This is a genomic window from Agrobacterium sp. rho-13.3, from assembly GCF_033957765.2.
In the GTDB taxonomy this organism is placed as follows: Bacteria; Pseudomonadota; Alphaproteobacteria; order Rhizobiales; family Rhizobiaceae; genus Agrobacterium.
Window position 1 is genome coordinate 52,384 of sequence record NZ_CP192774.1, and the last position, 16,122, is coordinate 68,505.

At 56.6% G+C, this 16,122-nt stretch carries 16 protein-coding genes and 1 tRNA gene; 9 read left to right on the forward strand and 8 right to left on the reverse strand.

What is annotated here, in order from left to right; translation table 11 throughout:
- Positions 1-73 precede the first annotated feature (73 nt).
- Positions 74-934, forward strand: a complete 861-nt coding sequence (locus RMR16_RS00260) for an LOG family protein (RefSeq protein WP_320201235.1) — start codon at positions 74-76, stop codon at positions 932-934.
- Between the two features lie 149 nt (positions 935-1,083).
- Here the strand turns inward: RMR16_RS00260 and RMR16_RS00265 are convergent, their stop codons facing one another.
- Positions 1,084-2,028 carry a nucleoside hydrolase gene (locus tag RMR16_RS00265; RefSeq protein ID WP_320201236.1) on the reverse strand — a complete coding sequence of 315 codons (945 nt, stop codon included), beginning with the start codon at positions 2,026-2,028 and terminating at the stop codon, positions 1,084-1,086.
- A gap of 182 nt (positions 2,029-2,210) precedes the next feature.
- On the opposite strand from RMR16_RS00265, the gene RMR16_RS00270 reads away from it, so the two are divergent.
- A complete protein-coding gene (locus RMR16_RS00270; protein ID WP_320201237.1) occupies positions 2,211-2,636 on the forward strand; it encodes an Hsp20 family protein in 426 nt (141 codons plus the stop codon).
- Between the two features lie 60 nt (positions 2,637-2,696).
- Positions 2,697-2,954 carry a DUF1150 family protein gene (locus RMR16_RS00275; RefSeq protein WP_320201238.1) on the forward strand — a complete coding sequence of 86 codons (258 nt, stop codon included), beginning with the start codon at positions 2,697-2,699 and terminating at the stop codon, positions 2,952-2,954.
- A 75-nt stretch (positions 2,955-3,029) separates the two neighbouring features.
- Here RMR16_RS00275 and RMR16_RS00280 read toward each other — a convergent pair whose 3' ends face one another.
- Positions 3,030-3,635: an EF-hand domain-containing protein gene (locus RMR16_RS00280; RefSeq protein WP_320201239.1), complete on the reverse strand. Its 606-nt coding sequence runs from the start codon at positions 3,633-3,635 to the stop codon at positions 3,030-3,032.
- Between the two features lie 103 nt (positions 3,636-3,738).
- Complete coding sequence (locus RMR16_RS00285) at positions 3,739-4,458, reverse strand: pyrimidine 5'-nucleotidase (protein WP_320201240.1); 720 nt, start codon at positions 4,456-4,458, stop codon at positions 3,739-3,741.
- A gap of 105 nt (positions 4,459-4,563) precedes the next feature.
- On the opposite strand from RMR16_RS00285, the gene RMR16_RS00290 reads away from it, so the two are divergent.
- Positions 4,564-5,466 (forward strand): DMT family transporter, encoded by a 903-nt coding sequence (locus RMR16_RS00290; RefSeq protein ID WP_320201241.1) that lies wholly within the window; start codon positions 4,564-4,566, stop codon positions 5,464-5,466.
- 56 nt (positions 5,467-5,522) lie between these two features.
- Here the strand turns inward: RMR16_RS00290 and argB are convergent, their stop codons facing one another.
- A complete protein-coding gene (argB, locus tag RMR16_RS00295; protein ID WP_320201242.1) occupies positions 5,523-6,407 on the reverse strand; it encodes an acetylglutamate kinase in 885 nt (294 codons plus the stop codon).
- A gap of 241 nt (positions 6,408-6,648) precedes the next feature.
- On the opposite strand from argB, the gene RMR16_RS00300 reads away from it, so the two are divergent.
- Entirely contained in the window at positions 6,649-7,026 is a 378-nt protein-coding gene (locus RMR16_RS00300; RefSeq protein WP_320201243.1) for a hypothetical protein, read from the forward strand.
- Between the two features lie 49 nt (positions 7,027-7,075).
- Here the strand turns inward: RMR16_RS00300 and yihA are convergent, their stop codons facing one another.
- The 4 genes from yihA to rpmH are packed head-to-tail and all read right to left on the reverse strand — an operon-like array spanning position 7,076 to position 10,150.
- The gene (gene yihA / locus RMR16_RS00305) at positions 7,076-7,795 is read right to left on the reverse strand and encodes a ribosome biogenesis GTP-binding protein YihA/YsxC (RefSeq protein WP_320201244.1); all 720 of its coding nucleotides are present in this window, start codon (positions 7,793-7,795) and stop codon (positions 7,076-7,078) included.
- Positions 7,792-9,597, reverse strand: coding sequence for a membrane protein insertase YidC (gene yidC / locus RMR16_RS00310; protein WP_320201245.1), 1,806 nt, complete (start codon positions 9,595-9,597; stop codon positions 7,792-7,794). Before yidC ends, yihA begins: the two co-directional genes overlap by 4 nt.
- Positions 9,597-9,980 (reverse strand): ribonuclease P protein component, encoded by a 384-nt coding sequence (gene rnpA / locus RMR16_RS00315; protein ID WP_320201246.1) that lies wholly within the window; start codon positions 9,978-9,980, stop codon positions 9,597-9,599. Before rnpA ends, yidC begins: the two co-directional genes overlap by 1 nt.
- A 32-nt stretch (positions 9,981-10,012) precedes the next feature.
- Positions 10,013-10,150 (reverse strand): 50S ribosomal protein L34, encoded by a 138-nt coding sequence (gene rpmH / locus RMR16_RS00320; protein WP_320201247.1) that lies wholly within the window; start codon positions 10,148-10,150, stop codon positions 10,013-10,015.
- Between the two features lie 373 nt (positions 10,151-10,523).
- Here rpmH and RMR16_RS00325 point away from each other — a divergent pair, with 373 nt between their 5' ends.
- The 4 genes from RMR16_RS00325 (at position 10,524) to RMR16_RS00340 (ending at position 16,062) form a co-directional block, all read left to right on the forward strand.
- Positions 10,524-12,551 carry a methyl-accepting chemotaxis protein gene (locus tag RMR16_RS00325; protein ID WP_320201248.1) on the forward strand — a complete coding sequence of 676 codons (2,028 nt, stop codon included), beginning with the start codon at positions 10,524-10,526 and terminating at the stop codon, positions 12,549-12,551.
- A gap of 300 nt (positions 12,552-12,851) precedes the next feature.
- Positions 12,852-14,216 (forward strand): HAMP domain-containing sensor histidine kinase, encoded by a 1,365-nt coding sequence (locus RMR16_RS00330; protein ID WP_320201326.1) that lies wholly within the window; start codon positions 12,852-12,854, stop codon positions 14,214-14,216.
- A gap of 212 nt (positions 14,217-14,428) precedes the next feature.
- Positions 14,429-14,505 (forward strand) — tRNA-Arg (locus tag RMR16_RS00335).
- A gap of 225 nt (positions 14,506-14,730) precedes the next feature.
- Positions 14,731-16,062: an alpha/beta hydrolase gene (locus tag RMR16_RS00340; RefSeq protein ID WP_320201249.1), complete on the forward strand. Its 1,332-nt coding sequence runs from the start codon at positions 14,731-14,733 to the stop codon at positions 16,060-16,062.
- Positions 16,063-16,122: the final 60 nt, after the last annotated feature.

Consider the following 16,122-nt stretch of genomic DNA (forward strand, 5'->3'; position numbering starts at 1 on the left):
CGAGTGTTTCGAGGGCGTCAATGTGATCTGGGCGATTTGAACGATTTGGCGCGGTCAGATGAAAGGCATGGAAATGGCAAAAGTGAAAAACGGCAAATTGCGGCGCAAGGATGGGGTTTGGGATCCGCTGAAAACCAGTTCGGATGACAAGCAACATGCGGAAGGCCTTCCCAAGACACCGCAATCGGCCTCGCCGTCCTATCGCCTTGCCTATAGCGACACGGATTTCCTGTGCCGGGAAGAGCTGCGTCCCATTCGGCTTCAGCTGGAGCTTTTGAAAACCGAAATGATCCTGTCCGAGCGTGGCATCAAATCCACGGTGGTGATGTTCGGTGGTGCGCGCATTCCAGAGCCCGGCGGCGAAGCTTGGGCGGCGCGCAACGAGACGCAGAAAAAGAACCTGACGGCGGCCTCTGTCTATTATGACGAAGCACGTAAATTCGCAAAACTCTGCGCCAGCGTGTCGGAAAAATACGATCATCGCGAATATGTGGTGATGACCGGCGGCGGGCCGGGCGTGATGGAAGCGGGCAATCGCGGTGCTTCAGAAGCCGGTGCACCATCCATCGGTCTCAACATTCTTCTGCCGCATGAACAGGCGCCCAACCCCTATGTGACACCGGAACTCAGCTTCAATTTCCACTACTTCGCCATCCGCAAAATGCACTTTCTGATGCGCGCCAAAGCCGTGGTGATTTTCCCCGGCGGCTTTGGCACCATGGATGAGCTGTTTGAAACGCTGACGCTGATCCAGACCAAACGTATGGCACCCATTCCGCTGGTTCTGTTCGGCGAGGCGTTCTGGCGCTCCGTTATCAATTTCGAAGCGCTGGCGGATTTCGGCACGATTTCCCCGGATGATATGAGCCTTCTGCATTTTGCAGAAACGGCTGATGATGCTTGGAAAGTGATTGCGGATAATTACGAGCTTTGAGAACACCCACCACCGTCACCCCGGACTAGATCCGGGGTCCAGTGCGGTCAAGTCCTTGATCGCGAAGATTTTTTGCGCCGCAGACGCGACGCTGCTGGACCCCGGCTCAAGGCCGGGGTGACGGAAGTTTGGCTCTTACGCAGCGGCTATCAAAGACGCGCAAAACGCTCCGTCAACAGTTCGAAGAAACCGTCTGCATCCACATCACGGTTCACGCGGGCATTGATTGCGCGATCCGTCACGCCCCACCAGTCCACCACTGTCATGCCGACGGTCAGTTCGGAGTTGACTTCGATTTCCACGTTGCAATCCCTGCCATCAAACAGCTCCGGTTTGATGAGATAGGCAATCACGGTCGGATCGTGCAGCGGCCCGCCGTCTGAACCATATTTCTCCACATCGAAGCGCTCGAAGAATTCCAGCATTTCCGCCATGGCAATGGCCGGGCGTGTGCCGATATCGCGAATGCGGGCGACGCGGGCTTTTGTCGTGAGAAGCTTGTGAGTCACGTCCAGCGGCATCACGACCAGCGGTATGCCGGAGCGGAACACGATATCTGCGGCATGAGGATCGACATAGATGTTGAATTCCGCAGCAGGCGTGATGTTGCCGCCTTCGAAGAAACCGCCACCCATCAGCACCAGTTCCTTGACGCGTGAGGCGATATCGGGAGCCTTCTGCAAGGCGGTCGCGATGTTGGTCAATGCGCCCAGCGTGCAAAGCGTAATCGTGCCTTCCGGCTCACGACGTAGCGTTTCGATGATGAAGTCCACGGCGTGTTGCGACTGCGCGGCCATTTCAGGCTCCGGCAGAATGGGGCCGTCGAGGCCGGTGCTGCCATGGACGTGTTCGGCGGTGATCGGGTCGCGCACCAGTGGGCGTTCGCAGCCTTCATAGACGGGGATTTCGGTGCGACTGCACAGTTCCAGAACGATGCGGATGTTGCGGCTGGTCAGTTTCAAAGGCACGTTGCCAGCGACAGCGCACAGGCCCAGAATCTCGATTTCGTCAGGGCTTGCCAAGGCCAGCATGATTGCGGCGGCATCGTCCTGTCCGGGGTCGGTGTCGATAATGATTTTTTTGCGCTCAGCCATGATGTTCCCGCTGTTAATGAGTGATGCCTTTTCAAGCCTGTTTGAACGGCTTGTCAAGCGTGGGCGTTGAGCGACTTTTCCCGTCCCGCCATTCTTGCGCTATCCCTCCTATATTCCCATATGCGGAAAAGCTGCCGTGAACGGGGCAAACAATCGTCGCTTGGATGCAAGGACTGAAAGACATGAGCCGTATGACACCTTTTACGCACCCGCTGATGCTGGGCTTCGATGCCATGGAAAAAACGCTGGAGCGGATGGCAAAGGCCAACGACGGATATCCTCCTTACAATATCGAACGTCTGATTGCTGAAGGTGGCAGCCCGGAGCGCCTGCGCATAACCATTGCGGTTGCAGGATTTTCGGAAGATGATCTTGATGTCACCACTGCTGAAAACCAGCTCATCATTCGCGGGCGTCAGCAGGAGCAGGATGCGCGCGACTACCTCTATCGCGGTATTGCCGCACGACAGTTTCAGCGTGTTTTCGTGCTGGCGGATGGCATGCAGGTCAGCGATGCGCGTCTGCGCAACGGGTTGTTGTCCATCGATCTGACCCGCCCGGAAATCTCAAGCATAGTAAAGAAAATTAACATTTCCGTCTCACAGTAGGACTCTGAACGCCAAATGATTCACATCAGCGCGGCGTCACAAGAATGTGGAGGCTGAAAAATGCTCTTGAAAGAAGCGCATGCGCGTTTGACCAAGTCCCAGCTCGCTCATATTGGAGCCGGCGAAGTGGGCTATATTCGAAAAATGTGCGCCGAAGAGGTCAATCGTTGTTTCCCGGAAGCTCCGAATATCGATCCCGGCCTTGATCTGTGGGCACTGTTCGGCGCAGACGGTACGCCAATCCTCTTGACGGACAATCGCTCCAGCACCTTTTTCAAGGCTGCCGAGGACGAGTTGCGCACCATCAGCCTGCACTGATCTCGCGAAGACAATCAAATGGCCTAAAAGTGCAAAGCCCGCGTCGAGCGGGCTTTGTCGTTCATGGTCGATCGATCAGAGGAACGGACGATCTGGCATGTCATCGATGCTGATGAAACCGTCATTGTTCTTGTCGAGGCGAGCGAAGAGTTTCTCACCAGCGGTCGTAAACTCTGCCTTGCTGATCTGGCCGTTGCCATCCGTGTCAACCATGGCGAACATGCCGTTCATCTTGCCGTGGCGACCCTTGCCACCTTCCATGCGGGCTTCGTGTTTGCGGCCCTCGTGGCGTTTTCCGTCACGATCCGCATGTTCTGGACCACCCTTTTTGCCATCCGGGCCTTTGGCGTCTTCACGCTCTGGGCGGGGATGAGCGGCGCGGAATTCTTCCATCTTGGCCTGGCGATAGTCGCGCATTTCCTTCGGCGTGATCGAGCCGTCCTTGTCCTTGTCGATCTCGGTGAAAAGCGCATCCTGACGGGCTGCAAACTCTTCCTTGGAAATCTTGCCGTCCTTGTTGGTATCGGCCATTTTCAGCAGATAGACAAAAGCGGCCTCAGGGCGCATTGGCGGACCGTGTCTATCCGGGCCACCGCGTGGTGCCGCCATGGCGAATGGAGCAGTCGCGCTCATCATAAGGGCTGCGCCAAGCGCAGTGAGAGCGATTTTTCGTTTCATCATCGTCGTTACCTTTCTAATGGTGTCCCTAAGAGAAAGGTAGGCTGCCGGTGCGGCCTTCACCACTTAAAGATAGGTAATGTGCATGACAAATCCGTAATGAGCGTCAGGCCGATACGGCGTGAAGCCCTTTCAGAAAGCCCGTCAGATCATCGGTGATGAAATCGATATGATCGTCGGTGGCCGCTGGAATTTCCCAGCGTTCCATGACGATGCCTTCGAGATTGCGCGGCACGAGCAGGACCGTTTTCATACCCAGCGCCTTGGGGGCGGCCAGATTGCGCGGAAGATCTTCGAACATCGCGGCCTTGTTCGTGTCGAGCTTGGCAAGGGCGGCAAACTTCTCGTATGTCGCGCTGGCAGGTTTCGGCAGATAGTTGGCCGCAACGATATCGAAAATATCTTCGAAATGGTCGAGAATGCCAAGCGCACCGGCGGCGGCCTCCGCATGCGGAACACTGCCATTGGTCAAAATAAACTTGCGACCCGGCAACGCCTTGATCGCTTCACCCAGTTCCGGGTTGGGCGAGAGCGCGGAATAATCGATGGCGTGGGCGCGCTCCAGAAATGCGTCGGGATCGATACCATAATTGATCATCAGGCCCTGAAGCGTCGTGCCATGTTCATGGTAATACCGCTTTTGCAAGGCGCGGGCGTCTTCCGGCTCCAATTTCAGCAATTCCGCCACATAGGCGGTCATGTTCCTGTCGATCTGTGAGAACAGGTTTATCTCATGCGGATAAAGCGTGTTGTCGAGATCGAACACCCATTCGGTCACATGGGAGAATTCGGAGGCGTCGGGCTGATTTTTCGGTTTCGTGCTCATGAGCATTGTTATGCAACGGCTTTGCCGCAAAGAAAATCGAAAAGGCGACGTTGCGCAAGAAAAGCGACCTTGGCGGATGCTTAAGGCCCATGATACCGCAGCTTTATGGAACTCTGGATCCCCATTACGATAGCCGCTGCTTTCATGCAGAACCTGCGCTCTGCCTTGCAGAAGCATTTGCAGGGATCGCTTGGCACGCGGGGCGCGAGCTTCGTCCGCTTCGGTTATGGTTTTCCGCTCGCCATCCTTTATGTGCTGTTTCTTCGCTTCGGCTTCGGTGAAATTCCTCCAACCTTCACACCGTCCTTTTTCGTGTGGGCTGTGGTGGGTGGACTGGCGCAAATCTTCGCCACGATGATGCTGGTGCATCTTTTCTCATTGCGAAATTTTGCGGTCGGCACGGCCTATTCCAAGACCGAGCCGGTACAAGCCGCCGTGTTTGGTTTTCTTCTGCTGGGCGAGAAGCTAACGCCGGGATCCATCGTGGCTATCATCGTCGGCGTTATTGGCGTGATGACCATATCGATGGCGCGCATGCCTTTGTCTGTGCGCAATACGGTGACGGCAATGACCAGCCGCACGGCTTTGATCGGCATCGCATCTGGCGGCGTCTTCGGCATATCGGCTGTGGCCTACCGAAGCGCGTCGCTCTCGCTGGAAGGGGCGGGGCCGATCATGTCTGCGGCGGTGACGCTGGCTTGCGTCACCACGTTCCAGACGGCGTTCATGTTGGTCTGGATGTTGTGGAAAGACAAACAGGAAATCGTGCAGGTTCTCGTCACATGGCGCTCGTCAGCGCTGGTGGGCATTGCCGGCGTGTTGGGCTCAGCCTGCTGGTTCACAGCCATGACCTTGCAACAGGTGGCCTATGTTCGTGCACTCGGCCAGATCGAACTGGTCTTCACCTTCATGGCATCGTGGTTTTTGTTCCGCGAACGTGTCAATGCCATGGAGCTGGCAGGATGCCTGCTGATCGTCAGCGGCATCCTGGGATTGCTGTTCTGGTAAAAGCGCGTGCAGGAAAAGTGTAAGCGGGTTTCCGTCCGGACGCGCGTAAACGAACATCAGGGAACGATGAGCGTTCCGGCACCTTCGGTAAAGATTTCCAGAAGCACGGCATGTGGCGTTTTGCCGTTGAGAATGACGACGCCCTGAACGCCCGCCTTGATGGCGTCGATGCAGGTTTCGACCTTCGGAATCATGCCGCCGGAAATCGTGCCATCCTTGATCAGTGCGCGCGCCTGCGACACCGTCAGTTCCTTGATGAGTTCCTTGTTCTTGTCGAGAACGCCCTCAACATCGGTCAGGAACAGCAGGCGGCTGGCATGAAGCGCACCGGCAATGGCACCGGCAAAGGTGTCGGCATTGATGTTGTAGGTCGCGCCATCGCGGCCCGGAGCAACCGGGGCGATAACCGGGATCATCTCGGATTTGGCCAGCAGGTCCAGCAAGGTGCGGTCTACTTCGACCACTTCGCCGACGAAGCCCAGGTCGAGAACGCGCTCGATATTGCTGTCCGGGTCGATGACGGTCTTCTTCGCCTTTTCGGCAAAGACCATGTTGCCATCCTTGCCGCACAGGCCAATGGCCCATTCGCCGGTCTGGTTGATGAGCGCCACGATCTGCTTGTTGATCGAACCGGCGAGAACCATTTCGACGATCTCGACTGTGCTGGCATCGGTGACGCGCAGGCCGCCTTCGAATTTCGATTCGATGCCCATCTTGCTCAGCATGGCGCCGATCTGCGGGCCGCCGCCATGCACGACGATGGGATTGATGCCGGACTGCTTGAGAAGCGCGATGTCTTCGGCAAAAGCCTTACCCAAGCCCGAATCGCCCATGGCATGGCCACCGTATTTCACGACGATGGTTTTATTCTCGTATTTCTGCATGAAGGGGAGGGCCTGAGCCAGAAGCCGGGCCTGCATTTCGCTTTCGGAACTCGCCATGAAAAAACCTCGTCATTGATTGCCGCGCTTTTAGCGCAAGTTTTTGACGGATGAAACAACGATGCGGCCTTTGAAGAGCAGAAAATTCAAACACCATCTCTTGAGTGGCGGTCAACGTGATTGACATGGCCGCATAATCGGACCAGCTTTGTGTTCGGGGAGTATGCGCCGGTGGGTCAAGGGTTGTGACCTGCAAGCCGCAATGAGTGCGGTGGCGTCTCAGCCAGGAGTTCGATGACGAATGACCTTGCCGGATCGGGAGAAGCGCAGCGGTTTGATGGATGAGGTGCTGGCGGGCGAATATGTGCTCGGCGCGCTGCCTGCCGATGTGAAGGCTGAGCTTGCCAAACGCATCAAAAAAGACCGCCAGTTTGCGGCCATGGTGCGCCGCTGGCAGGAAAATCTTTCCGACACCCACACGCAGGAGCGCCGGGCATTTTCATCTTACGTCGATGCGTCGATGGATCACGCTTTGCGGCGGTCGGACGACAAGCTTCACCGCAGCATCTATGGCCGCTTTGCCATTGTTTCAGCTTTGTGGAATTCGGCGCGGTTCTGGCGCTTGACGACGTCTGCGGCTCTGGTGTGGGCGGCTGTCGTGTTGTTCTCGGTTCACTGAGATCAGCGTGAGCGAGGTGGCGAACTATCTACGCCGCCACTTCGAAATCTTACTTGATGCCGACTGTCTTGCAAATCTCGGCGCGCACAGCATCCAGACCATCAAACTTTTCTGACGATGTCGCCAGAATTTCCGGGTAGGCAGCGGGACGCTTGCGGATTTTTTCCAGCGCCTCGTTGATGACCCGCGGAACGCCAACGTCCTTGATCTTGTCGGTTTTCGTCAACACGATCTGGTAGGAAACGGCGGCCTTGTCGAGAAGCGTCAAAACGTCCTCGTCATTTTTCTTGATGCCGTGGCGGGAGTCGATCAGCAGGTAGACGCGCTTCAAGGTGGCGCGGCCACGCAGATAGTCGAACACCAGCTTTGTCCAGGCATCCACATGGTCCTTGGGAGCCTGCGCGTATCCATAACCCGGCATATCCACAAGCGCCATCGGCGGAAGATCGCCCGGTTCGCCGGAATAGCCTTCAGGAACGAAGTAGTTCAGTTCCTGTGTGCGGCCCGGCGTGTTGGACGTGCGCGCCAGCCCTTTGTGGCCGACGAGCGCGTTGATGAGCGAAGACTTGCCAACGTTGGAGCGTCCGGCAAAGGCGATCTCCGGCGGGCCCTCCGGCGGCAAGAACTTCATGGAAGGCACGCCGCGGATGAAAATCCATGGTCGTCCGAAAAGCGGCTTTTCCTTTTCCGTTACCGGCTGCTCAGGCGCGACTTGCGCGCCTTTTGCTGGTCCACCCCTAATCGGCCCGCCCTTGACTGGCCCTGTCATTTTGATTCCACCGATTTCCGCTTGAACAGCCCTTTGATATTATCAAACAACTCGATCTTGGCACCGTGGCGCTTCATGATCAAGGCCTGCTGGGTAACCGACAGGGTGTTGTTCCATGCCCAGTAGATGACCAGACCGGCAGGGAAGGATGCCAGCATGAAGGTGAAGATCAGCGGCATCCACGTAAAGATCATCGCCTGTGTCGGATCTGGCGGTGTCGGGTTCATACGCATCTGCACGAACATGGTGATACCCATGATGAGCGGCCATACGCCGATCATCAGCATATGCGGCACATCGTAAGGCAACAGGCCGAACAGGTTGAACAGCGATGTTGGATCCGGCGCGGAAAGGTCGTGAATCCAGCCAAAGAACGGCGCGTGGCGCATTTCGATGGTGACGTAGATAACCTTGTAGAGCGCGAAGAACACCGGAATCTGCAACAGCATCGGCCAGCAACCGGCCACCGGGTTGATCTTCTCTTCCTTGTAGAGCGCCATCATCGCCTGCTGCATGCCCATGCGGTCATCGCCGTGCTTGGCTTTCAGCTCTTCCATCTTCGGCTGCACGCGCTTCATGTTGGCCATGGAGGCGTATTGCTTGCTGGCCAGCGGGAAGAACAGCAGCTTGACGACGATGGTGGTCATAAGGATTGCAAGGCCGAAATTGCCAAAATAACGGAAGAAGAAGTCCATCATTTTGAACATCGGCTTGGTGATGAAGTAGAACCAGCCCCAGTCGATCAGGCGATCGAACTTCGGAATGCTGTATTCCGCCTCATAACGGTCAACCAGCGGCACTTCCTTGGCACCCGCGAACACGAGGTTCTTGAGTTCGATGGACTGGCCGGGTGCAACCGTGACGGCATCGCTGCGGTAATCGGCCTGATAACGCGGCTGACCATCCGTGAAGTGCGAGTAGCGGGTTTCAACGGCAACGCTCTGTGGCGGAACAATCGCCGCAGCCCAATATTTGTCGGTAATGCCGAGCCAGCCGCCCATTGCCTTTGGCAGCGTGACAGGCTTTTCCTCGATGTTCTTGTAGGTGTCTTCGGTCAGGCCCGCATCCGTGCCGGCCACGCCAAGGAAGCCTTCGTGAATCACGAACACGGCAGGCGTCGTTGGCTTGTTGTTGCGGGTAATACGGCCATAGGTCGAGAAGGACACAGGGTTCTGGCCGGGGTTCTCGATCTTGTCCGTCACCGTAATCATGTAATGATCGTCGATGGCGAGCGTGCGTGTGAACACCACGCCAGCCTCGTTGGTATAGGTCAACGTAACAGGTGTCGTTTCCGTCAGCTTCGCGCCGTCGGTTGCTGTCCAGACGGTGCCTGGGCCGGGAGCCGAACCGCCAGCCTCACCCGCGATATAACCAAGTTCGGTGAAATAACCGTCATGGGTATCGGAGGGAGAAAACAGGGTGATGAGCGGGCTCGAGTCGTCCACCGTCTCGTGATATTCCTTGAGGCGGATGTCATCGAGACGCGCGCCCGTCAGGTTGATGGAGCCTTGAACCGCGTTCGTGTCGATCTGAACGCGCTGCGATTTCGCCAGCGATTCCTCGCGCGAAACTGTCGCTGCCGGCTGGCCGGTGGCTCCGGGCAGGGAGCCGCTGGGCGCGGCTGATGTGCCGGGGGCAGCGTTGGTCGTAGTTTGTGTCTGTTGCGCGGCCTGCTGCGCCTGTCGCGTCTCTTCGACGCGGCGCTGCTGCTCGATGCGCGGATTCATATACAGGAACTGCCAGGCAAGCACGATGACAACCGAAAGGCCTATCGCGATAAAGTAGTTGCGGTTTTTTTCCATCATTCTTTCCTGGAGCGGGTCTCCCGGGAGCGTCCGGATTTCGCTCGTCCCTCGATCCGCTCTATGAGCAAGTGTTCCAGTACGGCGAATTCGGTATTCAATGCGTCCCTTCGGGCGACAATCACATAGTCATGTCCGGGTTTCATTGCAAACCCTGCTGAAAGCCTGACGGCTTCCCTTAAACGGCGGCGCATACGGTTGCGTTCAACCGAATTTCCCTGCCGTTTCGTTACAGTGAAACCCACGCGAGGTGCGGTTTCAGGGTCTTTGCGATCCAGCACTTCCAGAAGGAACGTGCTGCCACGCCTTTTTTCCCCTGCCTGAACAGCAAGAAACTCCGGTCGGTTTTTCAACCGACCGGGTATTTTTTTCTCATGCGTCATGTGCCACGACTTTCATCGGGCTCAAGGCCCAATTAGGCCGAGAGGCTTGCGCGGCCGCGTGTGCGGCGAGCAGCCAGAACCTTACGACCGCCGGCAGTCGCCATACGGGCACGGAAACCATGACGACGCTTGCGAACAAGCTTGGATGGCTGAAAAGTACGCTTCGACATTTATTTAATACCGCGGGGTGCGGCCCTTCTTGACTTTGCCCCTTCTGGAGCAAGAGCGTTTCGTTTGATGTCCGGGCCAACAGCACAAGCGGTAAAATGCCCGAACGTGCGGGCTTATAAGGGCTTAGGGGCTGTAAAGTCAATTGCTGCCAGTCAACCCTCTGTCATCAGTTTGATTGCTCTGCTGCGCGTTTGTTTCTGCCGACCGTTTGAATGCACCGCTAATGCCTTCTTTTCAAGAGCAAAGGGGCAAACCGTTAAAGTCCGAAATGCTTTCTTAATGGAGCATTGATAAAAGTTATCGCGACGGACAATTATTTCAGTTTCGTTCTCACGTATATGTGAGTGGGGCGTTTTTTGAGGGGAATACGCAGTGAGGATACGGGGTAGGATAAATCTTCTGGTGGGGCTTCTTAGTCTTGTCGCATGCGTCATCGGCGGCCTGTCGATCTATGCCGTGAACGAGTCTTACAATCAGACCATCAGGCTGGACGCGGTGGCTGACAGGGCGCGTCAGGGCGAAGCATTGAACCGTCTGGTGACGGCTGTAGTCATGGAAGCGCGTGGTATATACGCCGCCAAAGACACGGCAACTGCGGCAAAATTTGCCGATGGCGTGGTCAAGAACCTTGCCGATATGGAGGTGCTGCTCAAGCAGTGGAAGCCAGAGGTTCCTGCCAGCCAGTCCGCACAATTTGCCAATCTTGAAAAACGTTTCGCAGAATTCCGCACTTTCCGCCTGGAAACCGCGCGCCTGGGTCGAGATGTCAATCCTCAGGACGCCAACACGCAAGGCAACAACGAGGCAAACCGCGAGAACCGTAAAGCCTATCAGGCCGACATCGATGCCGTCGTAAAGTCCGACCTCGTGGAACTCGAAGCCGTCAAAGCGAATATTGAAAGTTTCGGCCGGTTTATTTTCCTCATCGTGGCTGTCGTGACGGTGGGTGGTGTCGTTGCCGGTGCCGCGTTCGGTCTTTACGTTGGTTCCAAGCAGCTCAGCGTGCCTATTCTCAAAGTTTCCGACGCGATGAACGCGGTTGCCGAGGGCAATCTCGAAACCGATGTCCCCTATCTTGGCCGCAAGGACGAAATTGGTGAGATGGCCGCCGCCGTCGAAGTGTTCAAGCGCAATGGCCTCGAGGTTCGCCGCATGAATGCGCAGGAAGCGGCAACGCGGGCAAGAAGTGACGACTTGCAGGCGGGTATGGCCGAAGTCGTCAGCGCTGCGGCTGCGGGCGATTTTTCGAGCCGCATCACCAAGGATTATGGTGACGAAAACCTCAACCGCTTCGCGCACAACATCAATGCCCTGCTTGGCAGCGTCGATAGCGGCGTAACGGAAACGGGCCGTGTCATCGCAAGCCTCGCACATGGCGATTTGACGCAGACCATGAATGGCAACTTCCACGGCGTATTTGCCGAACTTCAGGCCAATGTGAACGAAACATTTGCCAAGCTGAAGGATACGATGTCGGAGGTGCGCAGCACCACGGAAAGCATCAACGGTAACGGCAACGAGTTGCGCTCCGCCGCGGACGATCTTTCCAAACGGACCGAGCAGCAGGCTGCCGCGCTGGAAGAAACATCTGCCGCGCTGGATGAAATCACCGCCGTTGTTCGCTCTTCCACAGAGCGTGCACAGGAAGCCAGCACCATGGTTTCTGAAACCAAGGAAAAGACGGCACAATCTGCAAAGGTCGTGCGGGACGCCGTCACCGCCATGGGCCGCATCGAACAGGCCTCGCGTGAAATCAGCCAGATCATCAACGTCATCGATGAGATTGCTTTCCAGACCAACCTGCTGGCGCTGAATGCCGGTGTGGAAGCCGCACGCGCTGGTGAAGCGGGCAAGGGCTTTGCGGTTGTTGCGCAGGAAGTGCGTGAACTGGCGCAACGCTCTGCCAATGCGGCAAAGGACATCAAGGCGCTGATCACCAAGTCGGGTGAAGAGGTTGGCAACGGTGTGAAGCTGGTGCAACGCACCGGCGAGGCGCTGGACGAGATCGAAACGCGCGTTCTCGGCATCAACGACCACATTCATTCCATTGCAACCGCTGCGAAGGAACAGTCGACCGGCTTGCAGGAAGTGAACACGGCCATCAACCAGATGGATCAGGTCACACAGCGCAACGCGGCCATGGTGGAGGAAACCTCCGCTGCCACCCATAAGCTGAGCGGTGAGGCGGCAAATCTCGTTTCGCTGGTCGGTCGCTTCCGGCTGGGCAACGAAACGGGCTCCAGAGTGGCCTATGCGGCACCTGCTGTCAGACCCGCTGCTGCATCCACCAGATCAGCGCCGGTGGTATCGCCCGCCCGCAAGATGATGGGCAATGTGGCCCGCGCTTTTAACGGTTCGGCAGCCGTTGCCCAGAGCAAGGATGATTGGGAAGAGTTCTGAGAACTACAACAATCGAGACATCGGACGCCGCCAGACATGGCGGCGTTTTCGTTTTTGGGGTGCGGTTCACCGCAAGGATTGCCATGCATTTGAAAAACGAATGAAAAACCTTATTATGGCTTGGAATTCAGTCCTCGCGCCGATATGAAACCAGAGGCCCACGCATCAACAGGAACTGGCCCGGTGTTTTCGAAAGTCATAAACAGGACCGACCGTCAGAATGCGGAAACGCAGAGTGAGGTGCCTGCCTTGACCAAAGGGCTGTCCGGTCGTCTGCTGTTGCTGACCGTGATCTTCGTCATGATCGCCGAAGTGCTGATTTTCGTTCCCTCCGTCGCCAATATGCGCCTCTCATGGCTGCGTGACCGGCTCAACACCGCCGCCGCCGCAGGCGTGGTGATCGACGGCTTGCAGACCGAACTGCCCAGAAGCGTGCAAAACGACACGTTGCTGGCAACCGGCGCCAAACTCATAGCCTTGAAAAAAGATGGCACCTCTACGCTTCTTGCCGCCACCGAAGTGCCGCCCAGCGTCGATGACCAATATGATCTGTCCGATGTTTCACAACTGGAGGCGGTGCGCGACGCGTTTTCCGTTCTGCTGTTTGGCGGCAACCGCGTGATTCGCGTGTTCGACGTGATCGGTGACAGCAACATGATCATCGAAATCGTGATTGGAGAACACAAGCTCAGGGGGGCGATGATCGCTTACGCGGGCAATGTGCTGATGATTTCGATTGCCCTGTCGCTGATCACTGCAAGCCTGATTTTCGTGTCGATCAATCGTATTCTCATCCGCCCCATCCGCCGCCTGACGCTGGGTATGCAGGGTTTTTCCGAGCAGCCGGACGATCCTTCGCGTGTGTTCAAACCGGATGACGGCAGTGATGAACTGGCGGTGGCCGGACGGCATCTGGCCGATATGCAGACGCAACTTCAAAAAACCCTGAAGCAGCAAAAGAACCTTGCCGATCTCGGTCTTGCCGTCTCGAAGATCAACCACGACATGCGCAACATCCTGTCGTCCGCGCAACTGATGTCGGACAGGCTGGTGGATGTGGAAGACCCGATGGTGCGCAGCTTTGCGCCAAAACTGCTGCGCACGATTGACCGGGCCGTCGGTTATACAAGCGAGGTGCTGGCTTACGGGCAGGCGACCGAGGGCGCGCCGAAACGGCGTGTCATCAATCTGGATGAGCTTGTGCAGGATGTGAAAGACATTCTCGCCATCGATCCGGCAGGTGGCATAGAATTTATCGATCACGTTCCGCCAGAGCTGCGCATTGACGCCGATAGCGAGCAATTGTTCCGGGTGCTCTACAATCTCTGTCGCAACGCCGTGCAGGCGCTGCAACAGGCCAGTGGTGAGGCTTATCCTGACAAACGGCTGACCATTGCTGCCCAGCGCAACGCAAACGTTGTCAGCATCGTTATCGATGACAACGGGCCGGGTATGCCGCAGAAGGCAAGGGAGAACCTTTTCTCCGCCTTCAGAGGCTCCGCCCGCTCTGGTGGAACGGGCCTTGGTCTGGTCATTGCCCGCGAACTGGTGCTGTCCCACAAGGGCACCATCGCTCTCGTGGAGAAGCCCGGCCACGGCACCCAATTCCGCATCGAAATCGCCGATCGCACGGACGGTGAGCATGGTTCGTCCAACGGCGGCTGAACGTCCACTCCCATTTCGCATCCGAAAATTTTCAGCCAATTTTTAAGACCGTTTTTTTGGTCCTTATTTTATGCTTATCAAAAAAACCAATGATTTCAGCGCATTGCAAAATTCATTACACGAAAATGACAATTTCTCAGCAAAATCGCTTGCATTCGGAATGAGGACGTTTTAGAGGATCGCCACGCCAACGGAACACGCTTCCACGGCACGCACCCGTAGCTCAGCTGGATAGAGCACCAGACTACGAATCTGGGGGTCAGGAGTTCGAATCTCTTCGGGTGCGCCATTTTTTTTCCTAAAACCAACGGGTTTCCGGTGCAAAGCTGCAAATTGTTTGCGCTGAAAATCGCGCTTCTGTCTTGCCGTCTTGCCTAATCGACACAGTGTCTTTGAAAAACTGCCGCAGTCATTGCGATGGCTGGTCTCGCGGCTTCGCTTCTGCGATAACCGGATGAAGTTGAAGCCCTGTATCCGCGTGTTTTGGGCTGTGTGGCGTCCGGGAGAGTATACGATGGCCTTCAGGCTAGTGGCGATGTTGACGATGATCGCCTTTCTTGCGAGCTGCGGGGGCCGTCCTATTGGCGTGATGACGCCGACCGGGCAAATGGTGCAGGGCACGGCGCCGGTCAATCTTCTTGTTGCGACCACGCGTAAGCCGTCTGACGACAAGGCTATTCTGTTTGGTGGTGAGCGCGGCACAGGCTTGAAGGTCGATGCCATCACCGTGTCCATTCCACCGGCGGCCAACCGCACGGTTGGTCAGGTGCAATGGCCGAAGAAACTGCCGGCCGATCCGCTGAAAAGCTTCACCACCGTTTCCGTAGAGCCGATTGCCAATGAAGCGGAAAGCCGCAGCTGGATCAAACGCAATAGTTTGAAAAACAAGCGCGTGCTGGTCTTCGTGCATGGTTTCAACAACCGTTATGAGGAATCGGTCTATCGCTTTGCGCAGATCGTCCATGATTCCGGTTCCGACGTTTTGCCGGTGGTGTTCACATGGCCGTCACGCGCCAGCGTTTTCGATTATAATTACGATAAGGAAAGCACCAACTACTCCCGCGATGCGCTGGAAGAGATGTTAACGCGGCTGGCCAAGGATGGCTCTGTCAGCGATATCACCATCATGGCGCATTCCATGGGCACCTGGCTGGCCGTTGAGGCACTGCGCCAGATGGCAATCCGCAACGGTCAGGTCTATCCGAAAATCAACAATGTCATTCTCGCTGCACCTGATCTCGACGTGGATGTGTTCGCCCGTCAATATGAAAGCCTCGGCAAGAAAAAACCGAAATTCACCCTGTTCGTCTCGCAGGACGACAGGGCGCTCAGCCTTTCGCGCCGTATTTCCGGCAATGTCGACCGTCTCGGCCAGATCGATCCATCGGTGGAGCCTTATAGAAGCGCTCTGGAGAGTGCCGGCATTACGGTTCTGGACCTGACCAAGCTGAAATCCGGTGATAATCTCAACCATGGCAAATTTGCTGAAAGCCCGGAAGTCGTTCGCCTGATTGGGGACCGGCTGATTGCCGGGCAAACGGTCACGGACTCAGACGTGGGGCTGGGTGAAGCCATCGGCGCCGTGGGTATCGGTGCCGCGCAAACGGTCGGTACGGCGGCCAGCGTCGTCGTCAGTGCGCCGATTGCCGTGTTTGATCCGCGCACCCGTGAAAATTACGGACGTCAGGTGGAGCGGCTTGGCCGCTCGGTTGGCAACACGGTTGGTTCGGTGGGAGACACGGCAACCAGCGTCACCAATTCGCAGGGGCAGAGCAGCGGTGCGAACCGTTCCACCGATTGCGAATTATCGGTCAATCGCGGAAACTCGGAATGCCGGGATCGTTAAGTAATATACAAATAGTATATTATCGGCTATCACCGGCAAACGATAGTCCATTTTCGGAGT